This is a genomic window from Chryseobacterium sp. MFBS3-17 (assembly GCF_020687745.1).
Lineage (GTDB): Bacteria > Bacteroidota > Bacteroidia > Flavobacteriales > Weeksellaceae > Marnyiella.
The window spans coordinates 302103-321080 of sequence record NZ_JAJEWK010000010.1 but is presented as its reverse complement, the minus strand read 5'-3'; the positions used below and the strand labels follow the sequence as shown (position 1 = coordinate 321080).

Sequence of the window (18978 nt, the reverse complement as noted above, 5' to 3'; positions counted from 1 at the left end):
AAGTTAAGCCCTCTAGCGCCGATGGTACTGCTAACGCGGGAGAGTAGGTCGCCGCCAGTTTTTTTAAAAATCCTTATCATTCATTTGATAAGGATTTTTTTTTGTTTCTATACATTGCAAGCATGGCGAAGCATTAATTCAGTAGCAGAGCCTGTGTACTTTTCCATTGCGATGCCACATATAAACCGCAGTATCCTCATCCCAAAGCTTCAGATACTGAAAAGCGGGAGAGCAGTCCCGATAGCTATCGGGAGCCGCCAGTTTTTTGTTTCTGTACAATGGAAAGGATATATACTATTACTTTTTGAGGATGACTCATCCTTCGTGTAGTATTCGCATCTGTCCTGGTGTCAACAATCTTCGCAGCATACTTCTGAAACTGGAACCAGTTTAGAACTTCGGTAGATTCTGTATTGTCCCAGCAAGTCTGTAAGCGGATTGACTATGTTCCGGTTCTTTATATATTCTTCCAGCAGCTCTGCATCCGGATTTTTCCTTTGCCGGATGTCCATCTGCCAACTGTTGGTCAGCGGAAACATCTCCACTGCAACAACACTTAAATTGTTATTTCTGGGCAAACCCATTTCCTGTAGCTTATCACCGATATCCTTAATGGAAAGTTCAGCAATGCCTATACGGTCCCCATCTCTTTTCACAATATTCTGATTAATAGATTTTTTTGGCTTAAAGAACATTGGTCCCGAATCAATCAGTACATTTCGGAATGATAAACCGTCGGCTTGCATGACTTGGGTGTAGAGCAGATACCAAAGGGAGGTATTGGGAGGAAACGCCGTGATGTTTTCCCCGTTCAGAACGGCATTGGCATGCGTTGCCGTTATAAGAATATGCTTTTTTTTGGCGGGCGCTTCGGTTTCTGTACGGTACGCATTGCATACCAGTTCGGGGGTTGGATGCTGGACTCCGTTTACCCTGAGTGGCCGGCCATAACGTCCCTGTGCTGTGCTCCATATTTCTTTTTTATGACCGATACGTATTTCGTATGTAAAGAATCCGGTAAGTTCATCACTGTCTGCGTGCAGTCCTTCAGGTAGTGGAAGAAGGTAGGTTCTGGTTTTCGATTTGCTTTCAGGTATCAGTTCCTGCATGATTCCCATGCCGGCAAAATCATTGGTCATGCCCGGTATGATTTCGCGTATCTTTTCCGGATTAAGCCTCCAGGGAAGGTCTTCGCTTATTTTTGTGAGTAATTCTGCATCTACACGGCACAGGTAGGGATCTGGTGCATACGCAAGAACCCGTGCATAGTAGGTATCATCAGGATCTTTTGGTGGTTCATCAAATTCAAACCAGATGTATTTTTGTCTTTCTTCAGAAAACCGGTAATGTTCCTCGTCATATTGGTATGGACTCATAGCAACGCCGGCAGAAACCATTTTAGGAATCTGATGGGGTATGTTGGTAACCGGCAGATCTATCTGCATGGTTTCGTACTGATCCCTGACTGTAGATTCGAAATCTGACTTGAAATGCACTTCAATTCTATAGGTTGCAGATAATTCCCGTGGGTGGTTCTGCATATATTTATCAGGATCTATGCTGTCCAGAAATAATATTCTGCTCTGCTGGCGGTCCGGATTCTGAAGCATAGGAATAGCAGCGACATCTTTGATGCTGATGCTTCCTGCTTCCTGTTCCTTCTCTCCGGGCAGGTTTATGGTTCTGAAAATTGTAAAACTGTCCTCTTGCAGAGCGTTCCAACTCCAGTCCCGCAGCAAACTGAAATCTATAGCGACCAACCAGCGATTGAATAACTCTTTTGTACTGGACAATGTCACTGAGCCGGAATCCGGTGCCAAAGAATGCCTTATTTCGTGACTCACGCCGAACTGTACTCTTTGGCCTTTTTGTCCCGCCAGGGTCAGGTTGTGCACCGTTAAATTCAGCGCGTCACTCAGTCTTTGCAGTTCTACTGAAGTGGATGCAACAGAAACTTTTACGATATCAAGTTTATGCTTGGCGATTGCCGATAGTTCTGGTTGATATTCCGGCTGAAGATAGAATGCACGAAGTCCCCCGCTGATGGGTGAGAGCAGATTTCTTTCATCAGAAGCAGCCTTGAATGAGGTGAGCTGCAGAGACATGCCTTCTCTTACAAATGGTGCTGCGTAATCTGCATGTGTATCTGCGCCTTCTACCAGAGGGGTAAAAGTCAGACGGCATTCCCGGGAAGTGGGCAGAATCAGGTCGGCTTCACCATCATCATCTGACGGCGTCAGAATAGCGATGTCCTGATAAATAATATGTATTTCAGCCGCCAGGTCGTAATTTTCAGTAGCAGCATCAAATGGAATGGCAAATATTTTTTCTTTCCACGGAAAATAGGATTCTCTTCCGTTTTGGGAGCGGACATTATCCATTTCCAGTGATTTCACTTCTACCAGCACTTTAAAACTTTTCACATCCGGATCGGGGAGTCCTACGGTGTGCTGAGTTCTGCTTTCTGAATTTTCCGGCTGGGGAAGATTGTCAATCTTTTGTTTCAGTAAATCTGCAGCATTGCTGTATTTTCCGGTATAGGCTACTGCCGGGTACGTAAGCAGCGGTCGTTTAATTTTTAAAACTTCCGAATTTCCAAGAATATTTTCCAGCCTTCCGGGATCCCTCACCAGTGAAATGTTTTGCAAATTGTGAAATCGGGTGATATTATCAATCAGAAGTTTGCCTGCTTTCACATTTCTTCGGAAATGCACATCAGCTATTGGTCGCTGGCCGCCGTTCAAAGGATTGTCTTCAAAACCGGGGCCGCCTCCTGAGAGGTCCGTCAGGCGGATTCGGAATTGGTAATCGGTACCATATAACAATTTCATCTGATGATTTTCATCCTGCCGGTAAGGATGAAATGTGGTTTTCGGGCGAATGTTTATAGCGTTCCCGGGTCCTGCTTTTTGAACGGGAATTCTGGATCTGGTCAGATGATAGATTTCTTCTGAGTCTTTGTCCGGAATTACCATACATTTACCATTCCACGATGCAAAGTACATGGGGAGCCAAAAGCCTTCTTCCAGCGTGTTTCCATGTGACGTAGGGTGCACTTCCGTGGGCAGTTCGAAAGGAGTGCCTGCCGGGACCATGGTTTCCCCGGCTATCATCATATTCTGATTGGCGATAATCTGATTTTGTGAAAACCAGCGGGTATCTCCGCTTTTGCGGATATCTGTTTTATATCCGAAAACACCCAGAGGTGCATCAATTTGCTGCTCGGTCAGTTCATCTTTCTGCCGCAGCTGCCTGTTTCCCCAGATAATCAGTTGCTCATCGTCCCAGCCGAGTCTCAGCCCGATGTCCATTACCGGCGGATTAGACGCATCTTTTTCCTGAAGCAAATCCTGATTTACCGGCTGGTTGGCATGTACAATCTTGGCAAATCCGTCGTTATACAAAATAGACTCCTGCATGACGGCATCATAGGTCATATTGTTCAAAGGGTTTTCCCGCACCGGAAACAAAACCGGCGCAAAGAGTTTACGGTCCTCCTTCAATGCGGGAAGCCGTGCTGCGTAGATTGCTGTATGGATGTTTTCATAACTGGTTTCCGCAGCAAAATTGTGAAAAATCCAACTTCCTTTTTCCATATCTGATTCTTCTACAGCAGCACGAGCTTTCAGAATTAAACCGGCCTTTTCTGCCAAGAGAGGATTCCGCAGGATGAAGGCCATCAGTTTTCCCCAGGAAATATAATTGCGGTCTGTAAGTGGGTCGGTATTTTTTTTGTTTTTGTTTTTAATGATGCATTCATATTCATCATCTGTAATGGCAAAACGGGTTCTGGGACTGGTGAAATTGAATGAACTCCGATAAGATTCAGGCAAATATTTTTTGATAGAGACATTTTTTGCAGCGAATTGCTGTATTTGTTGTGCTGCACCCTGGTCTTTATTCAGGATTTTGTCTTCAGTAACTTGTAAACCATCATTTTGTTGCACCTGCTGTATGATTTCAGTCAGGACGGCTCTTTTATCTGATGCGGCAGAAAGTATTTCGGGTGTTTGCGTCACATTTGCTGCAGAAAAAATGGGAAGTCCGTCTGCTTCACTGATGATTTTGGTCTCCATTTGAAAACTGATGTCCGCAAAGGCGGGAATATCCGGGCTTATTTCCTTCAGTAAATTGATATTTCGGGGTAAGACCATGATATTAAAATAAAGCTGGCCCGCGGTATATTCCTGTGGAAAAGTAAGTATGCTGTACAGAGGTTCCATGATTTTCGGTTTTTAGGAGGGTTAACTGATTTGTCTGGTTTCTTCCCAGGTTTCGGTAAAGTTGATGTTGATCACAAATGCAATGGAAATGTCCAGAGCAAATGTACACCGGGCGATACAATTGGTGGGCTGGTTGGGATCAGTTTTCTTATGTATTTGTCCGGCCGCTTCTATGGAAATGGTAATGGTGACAATGCCTCCAAAAATTTCTACCCGTCCCCGGAAGTAAATGAATGCGCCTACTATTACATCGATATTGTTGATTTTAATATCCACACCTACCATGAACATCACGGCCACCGAGCCGATGACGGGAAGTCCTACCGCCAGCTCAACCCCGAATCCAAATTTGAAATAAAGGGTGGGTGGTGTATTGAGATCTGCTGCCAGCCCAACTTCTGCACGGCCCACGGCGTAAATCGTGGCTGCCGCTACACTCATGCACATCACCCTTAAGTCTGCACCCAGCTCCAGATAGGCGCCTACAGAGGGTTTAATCTGGTCTATGGTATTTGGAATCTTGATGGGTTGGTTAAAATAAACACCCAGTCGGAAAAAAGCATCCAGTTTCAGCGGAGTGGTGGGCGAATTATAATTTACCGGATCAAATGGAAATTTAACCAGCGGAATCTCTTTATCTGCTTTAAACTTGTATTCCCAACTGTCTGCCGAATTGCTCATCACAATTTTTAGCGCTTTCTTTACGGCTTCGGAGGGTTGTGTAGGATCCAGATTATTTAGAAATTCCAGAATATCGTAAATGGTCTGAAGTTCCTTGCAGAGTTTCAGTTGGGGACTGCTTCCCGAATTCAGACCTGCACTGATTTTTTTACCATTGCCAAAGTCTCCGGAGATAAACATAATGGGTGCGAAAACCAGGTCTACTCCTACAGTGAGGTGATGCATCTGATTGCTCCACCGGTCCTCTGAGGCAGAATCAGTTACATATTTAATGATGGATTTTTCAGTGGAATCTCCGTTTTCGTCAATCGCAGTATACTTAATATAAATCCGAAATGCATCTCCTTTTTCTCCCACTATATCGTAGAAGAATTCTGGAGGAACTTCGTAACTGAATATTTTCTTTATACCTGCGCTTACATCTCCTTCCGGCAAAAGATCCATTACCGTTTGTGCTGCATTGTCTATGGTAATCGCTTCGCTCAGGTTCGGGAAAGGTCCCTTAGAGTTGAGCAATCTGAAACTATCTGCCAGCAAAGCAGGATCCGAAGTGTATTTTTCCGGTTGTCCTTTCACATATTGTACTGCATTCAGTAATAATTTCTGCGTCTCGGTGTTTTGAAGCAGGCCATAGGTTTTACTGAAACTGCTCGCGGAATTCTTGAGGCCATCTGGGAAAGCGAGTAAGGTCTTGGTAGTATTTAATGTGAAAGGATTTCCATGATTTTTTGGTCTCAAGCCGTCCTTTACCAATCCTACCGTAGTTCCGGTTTTCAGATTTTGTACCGTGCCGCTGCCTTTATCTACTTCAACTACACTCCAGCTTCCATCCGGAGGCAGGATCACAGAACCTTTCACAGAGGCTACGAATGTAATGGCTGCAGTACTGTCATTCTGGTAAGAAGCATTGACTTCCACTGCGTTGCTTTTAAATTTCTGCAGGCTTCTTTCCACCGGCAGCAGGGTGTCTATGTCTCCGCTTACCGGGTTTTGGCTTTTGTTCAAAATGTCCTTCAGTATTCTTGCAGGTACGGGCACACCTTCGGGTTTTACTTGTAAATACCCTTTGAACCGCTTGCCGGTGACTTCTTTATCCAGAGGGTCCAGCTTTACATTCGCATCAAAATATACCGCCACAAATTCATACGCTGTGGTTCCCGCAGTATTCGTCTCCAGACTGTTATTGTTATTTTTATTCACATAGTAATCTCCGTTTTGCCGGGTGTAGCTGCCTTTGATGAGATCATTATAATCTTCCCGGATGTTGGTCACATCATGTAATCCCTGCACAAGCCCCGGATAGATGTCATAAAGGTTTTGGTAGAAATCTGTGGTATTGTTATTGGGCCAGTGAAAACTGAAATCAAACAATCCGTCGCTCTTGGCTACCCAGCCGCTGTCTTCGCGGAAGATGACCGCATTATTATTGCGCAGAAAAGTCACTGTTCTGGTGGTACAGATGCCCCATGGGTAAATGACGCTTACTGCTTGTACCAGTTCGTGTGCGGTACGTCCTTTTAACACATCAAATTTTGCTTGTGCTATGGTGGCGAATTTTGCCGTTGGGTTTTTCCAGTTGCTGAAAGTACTGGCTCCATATCCCGAAAAATCAATATGCGTAATGGGAACTCCCACATCCACTTCATTTTGCTGGCCGAAGACATTATTAAAAATATTGGTCACGGTTTCACCCAGAATACTGATGTTGTCAAAATCTGTGAGATTGCGGAGTTGTTCGGTTCTGCCCCGCAACCGTGGCGGTTTGTCGGGGTTGTTGTCTTTATAAGCGGCTATCCTGAACTGAATACTGCCCTGAATACTTTGATTTTGGTGTTCAAATTTTGGCATGATGAACTCCAGGTGATTTTTTTGATGCATCTGCTCCTGCTGGTAGGGATTCAGGGAGACTACTGAGAGTTTTCCATTCGGCAGCGTAAATAAAATTTTAGATTGCAGCTGCTTGGTTTCTTCACTGGGAGTCTTCAGGCTGAACCGGAAATTTTGCATAAAATCTTGCGGATGAATCCGTACCACCTTATTGTACAGCTGAGAGAATACCGTAGGGATATTGTTATTATTTTGCTGCAGAATGCCCAGTGGCGGATCTACGGGAACTGCCGGTGGCGTAATGTTCAGTACTGGCTCCCAGCTGATGTGTGGCAGCGTAAGTCCGTGCATGAAACCCATGGGAGTTTGCAGGTAATTTTTATTAATGGTGACTACATTTTCACCGGTAACGTTCACATCGTCTGCATAGAGTTTTCGCATAATTTCACGGTTCTCAAAGGAGAAGGCTACACCCCAGTGATCAGATTCGGTGCTTACATCAAATAACATAAACCGGTTGCTCATCTGGAGTGCCCGATGTCTTTTGCTCTGAGATGTATTTTCGGTATTTACCATCAGACTTTCATCACTGAACAGCTTGTTCATCTTAAAAACTACCTGAGCAAGGGTGAGGTCATTGCCGGTGCTCCAGGATATAATGGCCTGGAACGTGCCGGAAGGATGTTGCGCTCTGTTTCTTTCGTGCAGATAACGATTTGAAGTGTATGGATGCGGAAGGGTGGGCAGCACATGGTAAATGCCATACTGCAAAAGCAGCGAGCCATCGTAAATCAGGTTCTGATCATTGTATTTTGCGTTCAGCAGCAGCGCCTTTTCTTCTGTAGTGGTGATGTATGCATTCTCCAGAGCAAACTGTAATTTTCTGAGCGGCTGATTCGCTCCGGGAATCTGGTCTTCTGTAAGCAGATCACTGTCTGCTATCATGATTATTTTTCCGGATTGCGAATGTCCTTTTGCATAAACACTTTTTTTGGTTTCCGGGTGCACGGGGCGGTTGTCTGCACGCAAAGGCTTGTCAATAAAAAATTTTGTATCAGCATGGGCAGTCACCATATCCGCAACGTTGGTCTGGGAGGTAATTACCAGTGCACCGTACTCGCCAAAACTCGCCTGTAGCTCCATAAAGTCTGGTCGCTCGGCAGATTTCTGCCAAAGTTTCAGATGGTCGTGCATCATTTGCAGGTCTGCTCCCTGAGCACGGATCAGCAGCATCCCGGTCATAAAAAGCAGTCCACATTCATTGATTTCTACGGGGAATTCTGCACTGCGAATTCCATCCCATGTGCACAACAGTCCCGTACTGAGTTTTATTCCCAACGCGCCGTTTGCGGCTACTTCCACACTTTTGTTTTGCTGCAGGGTACGGCTGGGCAGTAACCAGCGCGTGCTCAGAATCCGGCAGTGTCCTTGCAGCGTATATAATTCTGATTCAGAATTTCTCACCGAGAAATTTTGGGTGGCAGTACTGAGTACCAGCTCCATCTGCGCGTTTCCCGAATCCCAGTCAAAAGTTGTGTCGCGGGAACTGAGCTGTATTTCCTGTTCTAAAGTTTTCCCATAAAAGTCTCCGGTTCCGGTGACCCGGAGCCGGGAGTTCACAGATTTCAGTTTCAGAAAAGGAGTAGGGGTGAAAATTGAGTTTTTTCCGTCTTTGCCCAGCGGTTCCGTATTTTCCGGCTGGTAAGTATTGTCTGCCTGGAAATCACATTCCAGAACCGAATTTTTGGGAATTTGTACGGAATTGCCGGCTGATGTAAAGCTGCCGCCCAGTTTTATACTGCCTCCGTTAATTCGCAAGCCAACGTATTTTTCTTTGGGTGCAGCGGGATCCAACAGGTCAGCACGTAACCATACGTTTCCCTTAATGAGGGTAAGGGTGCTGAGCCGGGAGTTGGGCATCACAATGCGTTGCAGGCGTACCGGTATCAGCATGGCCGCTTGTGTTTCACCGGGAAAAAGTATTTTGAAATCGTCAATATACCGGTAGAAATTATACACAACGTCCAGACCGTCCAAATTGCTGAACGGACCAATGGTTTTTTCGGGAAGGGTAAAGCGCGCATTCAGATCTGCAAGGGAAGTAAGAAGGGAACCTTGCTGGATTTTTGTTTCTACCTCAAATTCCGGGACTGGAGCCTGGGAGAGTGGTATTTCCCGGAGTTTACGAAGTTTCAGTATATTGCGCATTCTGGCATTGTCTCCATCGCTTTTTATAATAAGCGGCGCAGTATTTTTCTCGGGAATGTAGGATTTTTGCAGTGTGTCAATGAGGGATTCCAGATGCTTTGGCCGGATTCGTTGCGCAGATTCCATATCCAGATTCTGTAACAAATCCATTGCTGATTTAGACAAATCGGGCATTGTGATGGGTTTTGGTGGTTATTTAGTTTTTAGGTTTTGTGAAAGAACCTTTTATGGCCAATTTCTTTCACTCAAGTTGGCGCCTGTGATATTCAAAGCCCTGAATTTGCATACGTACTATGCATTGCTGTGCAAAGTTATGTATTTTCTAAATATGTTGATTAAAAAGTATGAAAAATTTAATTAAAGTCATTAAACGTTGAATAAATAATGATGGTATAAGTTAACTAAGATGGCTTTAGACGGGATGTTAGAGGATTTTACAACAGTGCATTTTTTACCCTGCTCTGCCCACTCGTGTAGGGGTCAGAGCATAATCATGGGCAAAAGTATAATATATGCCGCTCTTAGTTACCGCAGTTTCCGCACCTCATACAAATCGGTACGGCGGTCTTTCATGATGCGTACCGACCCGTAATGATGCAGTTCTTTCAGCATGGTCAGGTCCACATCCACAATCAGCGTCATCTCGGTATTGGGCGTGGCTTCTGCTTTTACAGCATTGGTAGGAAATGCAAAGTCTGAGGGAGTGAAAACTGCCGCCTGCCCGAACTGAATGTCCATATTATTAACGCCCGGCAGATTGCCCACACAGCCCGCAATGGCCACATAACATTCATTTTCTATGGCACGCGCCATGGAGCAGTTGCGCACCCGCGTATAAGCATTTTGTGTATCGGTAAGGTAGGGTACAAACAAAATTTTCATCCCTTCCAAAGCCAGTAGCCTTGAGAGTTCCGGGAATTCTACATCATAACATACCAGAATCCCGATTTTGCCGCAGTCGGTATTGATGACCGCTATTTTATCGCCACCTGTCATGCCATAATACCGTGTTTCGTTGGGCGTGATGTGTATTTTTCTGAACTCACTCGTGCGGCCGTCACGATGGCAAAGGTAGGACACGTTGTACAGCAGTTCATCTTCTACCACCGGGAGCGTTCCGGCAATGATATTCACATTGTAGGCAATGGCCAGTTCAGAGATTTTGCGTACAATTTCATCTGTTTTCACAGCCAGGCTCCGCATCGCTTCGCGCGTGTCCAGATGATTGTATTCTGCAAGGAGCGGCGAGTTGAAAAACTCGGGGAAGAGTGCAAAGTCAGACTGATAGGCGCTGAGCGTATCCACAAAAAATTCGATCTGTGCGTAGAAATCCTCCAGGTTTTTAAAATGCCGCATTTGCCATTGTACCAGTCCCAGCCGGATGATGCTGTCCCGCATTGCATTTCTTTTGCGCGAATAATAGATATTGCTCCACTCCAGAAGTACGGCGAATTCCTGTGACTCGGTATCTCCTATTAGGTAATTGGTGAGAACCTTCACCACGTGAAAATCGTTGGACAACTGAAACGTGAGGACAGGATCATAGATTTCCTTGCTTTTAACTTTGTTAATGTACTCACGCGGACTCAGTTCATCACTGTACAGGTGATAGTTGGGTATGCGGCCACCTACTTTTATTTCTTTCAAGTTCAGGCGTTCGCATAGCTCTTTGCGGGCATCATACAGCCTGCGAGCAAGCCGCAAAGTGCGATAATCGGGATGCACAAAAACCTCAATGCCGTAAAGTACATTGCCATCATCATTATGGGTGTCAAAGGTATAGTTGCCCGTGATTTCTTCGTAGGTATGTTCATCTCCGAAGAGTTTATATTCTACAATCAGGGATAATGCGCAGGCTACCACACGGTCATCTACCACCACACAAAGCTGGCCTTCAGGAAAGAGTTGTAAAAGCTTTTGTATATTCGCTTTGCGCCATACGCCGCCCATGCCGTCATAGGCTTCTATCATGGAAACTTTAAGGTCTTCGTAGTCTTCAATTCTCAGGGGTCTTACGGTAACTTGCATCGTATTTGTTTTTTAGTAGAAGAATGAATGGTATGGCTTTTAAACAGAAATGCTGAACTGAATTTGGTTTAATGGAAGCCTGTTTTTGATTGGGGAAGCACTGCAGCGTGATTTTTTATGGCTTCGTTTTTCTCAGATCCAGATCATCAAAGTCAAAGCTGAAGTCGGTGATGCCGGAAATGGGTTTCATAGTAGCCGAAGTGGCTTGTCCCGTTTCATCATATTGGAAAACAACAAACGCATCAGCATCATAGCTGCGGTCATCCCATTTGGCAATGAAAGTGTTGTGCGAATAGGGAATGAGGGTCCCCCGAAGTCTGGGTGATGTTTTGCAGAATATGCGGTAGTTTTTTCCCTGTTCAGAGATTTCCACTTCCCCAAACCAGGCATCTTTGTAAATCCCGGTGAACTGCTCCGCGCGCGGATGCATCGCTTTATTTTTGGCAAAGTTCGCAGCTTTTTCATAGACATCTTTCTTTTCCTGGTCATAATCTGAATGCAGTTTGGCCATCCGTTCGCTGTAGGTTTTCAGCCAGTTGCGGTCAGCAATGCCCAGATAGGCATCTTTTACCGTATTGGTAATGGTGCTGAACGCTGCCCCGCTCTGCTGATTGGTGAGCACCACAATGCCCAGTTTCAGATCCGGAATCAGCGTAAACAGCGTCACGGTTCCCAGTAATCCACCGGAATGCTGCACTTGTTTATGTCCCTTCACATCACTGATGAACCATCCGAGTCCATACCCGTAATGCTGAGTGTCAAACGGATTTTTCAGGGCCACCGGCGCCGGCTGCTGAATTTGCCACAGCTGCTGAATTTGCTTATCGGAGACTAGTTTTTTGCCGTCTTTGGTAGTGAAACCGTTCATGAGACAGTCTGCCCAGATCAGCATATCGCTAATGTTGGAGATGATGCCGCCGGCTGCATTGGCAGTTTCATTCCAGTCATGAGGAATTTGTACAATTTTCCCTTCTGCCGGTGCGTGGGCATCTATTATATTGGTAACGCCCGCTGCTTTTGCACGGTTGTAGCTGCCAAAACTGCGGGTCATCCCTACGGGTTTCATGATTTTCTGTTCAATGAATTCTGCCCAGCTCAGTCCGGAAATACGGGTGATGACTTCACCGGCCACAATGAACATGATATTGTTATAATCCATGGTGTTCCTGAAACTGTTTTCTGGTTTCAGATAGCGCACATGATGTACGATATCCTGAATGGTGAGGGTGCCGCCTTCGGGAAAGAACATCAGATCGCCCTGCCCCAGACCCAGACCTGCGCGGTGGGTAATGAGATCCTTCACTGTCACTTCCTGGGAGGCATAGGCATCATACATTTTGAATTCGGGGATGAATTTTGTAACCTTATCGTCCCAGTTCAGTTTGCCTTCATCTGCCAGAATCGCCAGTGCCACCGCGGTAAACCCTTTGGAATTGGATGCGATGCCTACCAGCGTTTCACTGTCCATACCACGCTTTGTGGTGAGCGATGCGGTGCCAAATCCTTTTGAATACACCGTTTTGCCATCTTTCAGAATTCCAACGGACATGCCTGGAACATCAAAGGTCTTGAGGGTGTTCAGAATCAAATTATCCAGTTTCTTTTCGTCAATCTGGGCAAAAGTAAACACCGAGAAAAGAATCAGCAAGAAGGAAAACTTATGTTTCATATAAAAAAATTTTCTCAAAGATAATGAAAAGGTTAACTTTGATGAAACAGCTATTATGTTTCTTCGCCGGTTGTTCCTGAGTAAGCATTTTTATGAAAACGCTTCTTCTCCCCAAAATCGGTGATCAGAATGATATTATTTATTTTATAATTTAGGATGAATAAAAATATTTTTTTCAGATGTGGGATGGCCGTATTTCTGACAATCCATGCGGGTGTGTTTGCCCAGAAATCGCTTCACCATTGGTCTGTTGTCCCCAGATGCAGTGGAGAAATCCGGGAAGTGAAAATATTAAAAGATGGTGTGCTGCACGGACTCTGGCAGTGCGATAAAGATGGCAGCCTGCGCTTTTACTATCATGATAAAATTAACGACGGTGAAGATTTCCAGGCCGCTTACACTGCCCCGTCGGGTGATACGGTACGGCATATTTCCGCATCATCCCGCGCCGGATTTTTAGTGGTTCGCGTTGTGGAAACTCCGAATATGGTAAAATATTATCACAATTATTACTCGCAGGTTCCGCATTCAGAATTGAGCCGCAATGCCATGCTGAAAAAGGTTCGTCACCTGCGGGACAGTTCATCGCTCATCAACCATAAAGATGTTCGGAAAACCCTTGCACTTACTCCTGCTTTAATCCAGTCTGATCTTAAAAAGCCCGGCGGAACAGTGCAGTCCTACCAGTTTAAAGATGGATCCTTGTGGGGTTTTGGAACAGCGGAAGGAAGCAGTCCCCGGAAGACCGGGCTGACCCGCACTGATGGTTCCAGCGCTGGATTTAACAGGGAATACAAAGATGATAAACTGATTCGTTTTGAAAACGGCAGTTACGATAATTTATATGGTTATAACGGCGACGGAAAACTGATTGAACTGAATTCCTATTCCGGCGACAAACTTCATTATGCTACAAGCATCAGGTATGAAAACGGTCTGCCGGCATACCGCGAGTTTCAGAATGTGCAGAACAAAAAAAGAGTCAGCTGGAATTTCACATATCATCCAGACGGAAGATTCCAGAGAATTGAAAAAACGGAAGGCAGAAAGAAAACGGTGCTGCAATTTGATTATGCCTGGTGGTGATGAAGTGATTCAAATTTTTAAAACGCAACTTATGAAAATTGTACGGGATTATTTTTTATGCTTTTTAATGATGCTTTCTTGGGCGCCGGGTATGGCTCAGCAAGGATCTCATTTGTTTTCGCTGATGGCCTCTTGCCGTGATACTCCGGGACTGAAGGAAGTCCGGCTGCTGCAGGACGGTAGGGAAAGTGGCCGGAGGCAGTGCACCCCAGAAGGTGTCACTTCTTTTTATTACCAGGCCGCAGTGCATAAGCCGAATGAATTTGAAGCACGATATTTTATCCGAAAAGGAGATACCGTGACAGTTTTCCTGGCTACTTCCGGCAGCGGATTTATGGTGAACCGGAATATCAGTACCGATTATTCGGTAAAAGACTTTATCAATGCCAATCCAGCGCCGCATCCGGATGATTATGGCCGGAATTCTTATCTGAAACAGGTGAAGCACATTAAAGACAGCTCGGCCATGTTACAGCATAAACAAATCATCAGACTGCGTAAAGAACGTCCCCGCCTGGTGTCTTCCAGAATAAAAAACAAGTCTTCCAAAGTGGATTCTGTACAAACCGAAAGAGAAAAGCGGGAGAGCGGTTATTACCTGTCAATGCCCTCGGCAGGTGTAGAAAATGAATATCAGGATGGATTGCTCATCCGCAGGACAAGAAAAGGTTTCGAAGACGTTTTTGGCTATAATAAAGACCGCAAAAGGATAGAACATCACACTTTTGTAAACGGAAAGCTCCATTATACTACGGTCTTTAAATACGTGAATGGTACACTGGAATCCCGCGAGTTTCAGGATATGCGAAACCACAAGACCACTCGCTGGACATTCCGGTATCAGGAAAACGGATTATATGAGAAAATAGAAAAAACCACCGGAAAAAAGACCACCGTTTATACTTTTGAATATTCGTATTGGTAAGAATTACGCTTAAAAATGTAACTTTGTGCAAAGTAAAAAGTAAATGGAAAGTAAGAGAGCGTTTTTTCTGGAGTGCTATGAACTCGGCATCATTAAATTTGGTAAATTCACCCTGAAAAGTGGTATTGAAAGTCCCTTTTATGTGGACTTACGGCCTCTGGCATCAGACCCTAAAATTTTAAAGCATCTCGCCAATTATTTGCTGGAAATGCTTCCGCTGGATAATTTTGATCTGATCTGCGGGGTGCCTTATGCGGCGCTGCCCATGGCTACTGCCATGTCACTGGAAAGTTATCTGCCTCTTATCATCAAAAGAAAAGAAGCCAAAGAGTACGGTACCAAAAAAATGATTGAGGGAATCTTTACCAAAGGCCAGAACTGCCTGCTGGTAGAGGATGTGATTACCAGTGGAAAATCCCTGCTGGAAACCATTCCCGAAGTGGAAAATGAAGGAATTACCGTTTCTGACATCGTGGTGGTGCTGGACAGGCAGCAGGGCGGCAGGGAAATGCTGGAAAACAAAGGGTACCGCGTGCATACACTGTTTACCATTTCTGAAGTTTGTGTAATATTGAAGGAAGAGGGCTATCTGGATGATGAGGAAGTAAAGCGGATTCAGGATTTTCTGAACGGAAATGTGGTTCAGTTTAAAGAAGAAAAAAGACTATCTTATGAGCAGAAACTGGAATGCTCTGATCACTCTGTGAAAACCAGACTTCTGGAAATTGCCATTGAGAAAAATTCAAACCTCATTGCATCTGCAGATGTGATGACCACCGCCGAACTGCTGAAGCTGGCAGATGAGGTAGGTCCGCACATTGTGGCACTGAAAACGCATATCGATATTCTGACCGACTTTGACCCGGATGCTACCATTCTTCCGCTCAAAGATCTGGCTGCAAAACACAACTTCCTGCTCATGGAAGACCGGAAGTTTGCAGACATCGGAAATACCCAGGAACTGCAGTTTACCTATGGCAGCTACAAGATTTCGAACTGGGCAGACTTCGTAACTTCGCACGTTATTGGCGGTTATGATTCTCTGGATTGTTTCCGGAATGTAGGGGTAGTCGCCATTGTAAGTATGTCTTCCAAAGGTACACTGACCGATAAAAATTACCAGGAAGAAGCACTGAAAGTGGCGGTTTCTCATCCCAATGTCATCGGTGGAGTTTCTCAGCACGAAGTGCCGGAAGAACTTTTGCTTTTTACACCGGGCGTGAATCTGGCAGATGCCGGAGACGGAAAAGGACAACAATACAACACCCCAGAGCATGTTTTTAGTAAAATAAAAACAGACTTCATGATTGTGGGACGTGGAATTTATAAAGCAGACAATCCGGAAACGGCGGCGCTGAACTACAAAATTGCAGGCTGGAATGCCTACCTTGCCAGTTTATAAAAATTGGCGGTAAGAATTAAATAATTGGGGAATCAGGTTGTACAAACCTGATTTTTTGTGTGCCGGAGAGGGCTGTTTTGCTGTACACGACAAATGGAATATCCATTATAAGCATTCGGTTCCAGTAATGACTTCCGGCAAATCGGCTTTCTGTAATCACCGCATCTGTTCCCGTATGATCCACAATGATTTCATGCGGATACCAGAGGCTTTTATGAAGATTAAGTTTGTTTTTTTGTTCGTCAGAAATCACATTGACCTCCCCGAAAAGCCGCGCTACATAATCATTATAAGGATGGTGGTAGGTTTCCTGCGGACTGTCGTTCTGGATCAGGCGTCCTTCTTTCAGTACAATAATCCGGTCCAGCCACGGCATTACTTCCTGAATTTCGTGGGTAGATATAATCAGACTGATTTTTTTTTCTTTGACATAATTAAAGAGTTTCTCGCGGAGTTCTATTTTCCGGGGAAAATCGAGATTGCTGAAAGGTTCATCCAGCAAAAGCAGTTTCGGCAGTACCGAAAGTGACCGGGCAATGGCCACCCGCTGCTGCTGCCCGCCACTCAGAAACTGGGGTTTCACGCCCGCAAACTCTTCCATGCCCACTACCCGCAGGAGTTCTTCTACCTGTTCACGTTTTTTCTGCAGGTTAATGTTGGAGAGGAATTTCCCTACATTGTCATACACCGTGGAGTAAGGCATCAGGTCATAATTCTGGGCTACAAATTTCATTTCGTGCTCACCCGGGACAATATTGCCTTTGGGACCGAGGAGTTTTCTGCCCTCAAAAATAATCTCGCCCTCCTGCCAGTCAAGTAATCCGTAAATCAGGCTCAGCAATGTAGATTTGCCGCAGCCGCTCTCGCCAGCCAGAGCAATGATTTTTCCTTCCTCTACGGCAAGGTGGAGGTTATTGAAAAGTTTCTTTTCTGCGGAGTATGAAAAATGCAGATTGTGTATTTCCAGAAGCATTGATGCAAAAATAGCTTTTTTCGGGATACATGCGATATGAAATGTACACGAAATACCCGGCGCAAACTTGGTGAAAGTCCCCGGTGCTGTGCTGCCGGGATGTAAAATTTTCGGGAAATTATTAAAGAAATTCTGAATTATATTTCTTAGTTTCGCTTTTCAAATATAAAAAATGAACCCGATGAAAAGAAAGCTATTGATTCCTTTTGCGGCATCCCTTATGCTGGCGGTTGCTGCAGTTTCCTGTGGCAAAGACAAACCTGTAACCAGTGAAGCAGACCAGGTCACCACTACCCGGCACGGCAGCGTGTTTGTGCTGGATACCCTGAACAGTAAAACGGAATGGAAAGGCTTTAAAGTCTTTAAAACAGATAATACCAGCCATTTCGGAACCCTTAAATTTGAAGGGGGAGATGTCACCGTGAAAGACGGAGCTCTGGAGAGTGGTAAATTTGTAATTGATATGACGACGCTGGAAGTGGTGGATTTGAAGGATGATGCAGAAAATAAAGCTAAGCTGGAAGGCCATCTGAAGTCCGGAGACTTTTTTGAAACCGAACGTTTCCCAGCAGCGTCTTACGAGATTACCAAAGTGACCCAGGCTACAGCCGGCGATTACAATACCGTACTGGATGGCAATCTTACCATAAAAGGCATTACCAAACCGGTGCAGTTTAATGCCAATGTATCCGTAAATAATGGTGAAGTGAGCATTGCTACAGAACCGAAAGACATCAACCGCGAAGATTTCGGCGTGAAATTTCAACTGCCGGTACAGAACGGCCTTATAAAAGAAGAGGTCAATGTTCAGGTGTACATTAAAGCCATGGAGCAGAAGTAGGATTTTGTTTCTTTCAAATATCAGGACAGGTGCATGCAATAAACCTGTCCTTTTTTGTTTGTGGTGAATGTTGTAAATTTGCACTTCACAAATAATAGCTCATGTTCGATAAGATTGAGGAATTGCTGCAGGAAGTCAGCAGTTTTAACGGTACGGGAAAGGATGAAACCGAACAGTTTCGCCTGAAATTTAATGGTAAAAAAGGAATTCTTAATGATCTTTTTGATCAGTTTAAGCAGGTGCCAAACGAACAGAAAAAAGAATACGGACAGCGTATCAATACCTTGAAACAGGCCGTCGCAGAAAAACTGGAAGCACTGAAATCTGCTTCTGAAACGGAAGGGACTGTGGCGAAAGAGGATCTGAGCAGACCGGGATTTCCGCTGGAAGCCGGTACCACGCATCCCATTACTTTGGTCAAAAATAAAATCAATGAAATTTTTCGCTCCATTGGTTTTGAGGTAGCCGAAGGACCGGAAATTGAGGATGACTGGCATAATTTCTCGGCACTCAATATGCCAGAATACCACCCGGCCAGAGATATGCAGGATACTTTTTTCATAGAGCAGAACCCGGATGTCCTGCTGCGGACTCATACTTCTACCGTACAAATCCGCCACATGGAGAAAAATGAGCCGCCCATCAGAATTCTGGCGCCGGGCCGTGTGTTTCGTAATGAGGCTATTTCGTCCCGTTCGCACTGTATTTTTCACCAGATAGAAGGATTGTATATTGATGAAAATGTAAGTTTCGCAGATCTTAAACAAACGATTCAGTTTTTTACCACAGAACTTTTCGGGAAATCCAAAATCAGAATGCGGCCTTCGTATTTTCCGTTTACCGAGCCCAGCGCAGAGGTAGACGTGTACTGGGGACTGAATTCTGAAACCGATTACCGCATCACCAAGGGAACCGGCTGGTTGGAAATTATGGGCTGCGGAATGGTAGATCCGGCGGTACTGAAAAATGTAAATATAGACCCTGACAAATATTCCGGGTATGCCTTCGGTATGGGTATAGAACGCATTGTGATGCTGCTGTACCAGATTGGCGACATCCGGATGTTTTTTGAGAATGATAAACGGATGCTGGATCAGTTCAGAATGGTTTAGAAA

General features: G+C 44.9%; 10 protein-coding genes. 5 read left to right on the top strand and 5 right to left on the bottom strand.

Annotation, left to right across the window (positions count from 1 at the left end; genetic code table 11):
• Positions 1-350 precede the first annotated feature (350 nt).
• The 4 genes from LKO26_RS09240 to LKO26_RS09225 all read right to left on the bottom strand — a co-directional run bounded on the left by LKO26_RS09240 (position 351) and on the right by LKO26_RS09225 (position 12636).
• The gene (locus LKO26_RS09240) at positions 351-4223 is read right to left on the bottom strand and encodes a hypothetical protein (RefSeq protein WP_227587568.1); all 3873 of its coding nucleotides are present in this window, start codon (positions 4221-4223) and stop codon (positions 351-353) included.
• A gap of 21 nt (positions 4224-4244) precedes the next feature.
• Entirely contained in the window at positions 4245-9113 is a 4869-nt protein-coding gene (locus LKO26_RS09235) for a hypothetical protein (protein WP_227587567.1), read from the bottom strand.
• Positions 9114-9464: 351 nt separating this feature from the next.
• Positions 9465-10967 carry a carbon-nitrogen hydrolase family protein gene (locus LKO26_RS09230; RefSeq protein WP_227587566.1) on the bottom strand — a complete coding sequence of 501 codons (1503 nt, stop codon included), beginning with the start codon at positions 10965-10967 and terminating at the stop codon, positions 9465-9467.
• Positions 10968-11082: 115 nt separating this feature from the next.
• Positions 11083-12636, bottom strand: coding sequence for a serine hydrolase (locus LKO26_RS09225; protein WP_227587565.1), 1554 nt, complete (start codon positions 12634-12636; stop codon positions 11083-11085).
• Between the two features lie 282 nt (positions 12637-12918).
• On the opposite strand from LKO26_RS09225, the gene LKO26_RS09220 reads away from it, so the two are divergent.
• The 3 genes from LKO26_RS09220 to pyrF are packed head-to-tail and all read left to right on the top strand — an operon-like array spanning position 12919 to position 16049.
• Positions 12919-13722, top strand: a complete 804-nt coding sequence (locus tag LKO26_RS09220; protein ID WP_227587564.1) for a hypothetical protein — start codon at positions 12919-12921, stop codon at positions 13720-13722.
• 31 nt (positions 13723-13753) lie between these two features.
• Positions 13754-14647, top strand: coding sequence for a hypothetical protein (locus LKO26_RS09215; protein WP_227587563.1), 894 nt, complete (start codon positions 13754-13756; stop codon positions 14645-14647).
• 43 nt (positions 14648-14690) lie between these two features.
• Entirely contained in the window at positions 14691-16049 is a 1359-nt protein-coding gene (gene pyrF / locus LKO26_RS09210) for an orotidine-5'-phosphate decarboxylase (protein ID WP_227587562.1), read from the top strand.
• Between the two features lie 16 nt (positions 16050-16065).
• Here pyrF and LKO26_RS09205 read toward each other — a convergent pair whose 3' ends face one another.
• Positions 16066-17022, bottom strand: a complete 957-nt coding sequence (locus LKO26_RS09205; RefSeq protein ID WP_227587561.1) for an ABC transporter ATP-binding protein — start codon at positions 17020-17022, stop codon at positions 16066-16068.
• A gap of 181 nt (positions 17023-17203) precedes the next feature.
• On the opposite strand from LKO26_RS09205, the gene LKO26_RS09200 reads away from it, so the two are divergent.
• Positions 17204-17863, top strand: a complete 660-nt coding sequence (locus tag LKO26_RS09200; protein ID WP_227587560.1) for a YceI family protein — start codon at positions 17204-17206, stop codon at positions 17861-17863.
• Between the two features lie 101 nt (positions 17864-17964).
• Positions 17965-18975, top strand: coding sequence for a phenylalanine--tRNA ligase subunit alpha (pheS, locus tag LKO26_RS09195; protein ID WP_227587559.1), 1011 nt, complete (start codon positions 17965-17967; stop codon positions 18973-18975).
• The last annotated feature ends 3 nt before the right edge of the window (positions 18976-18978 follow it).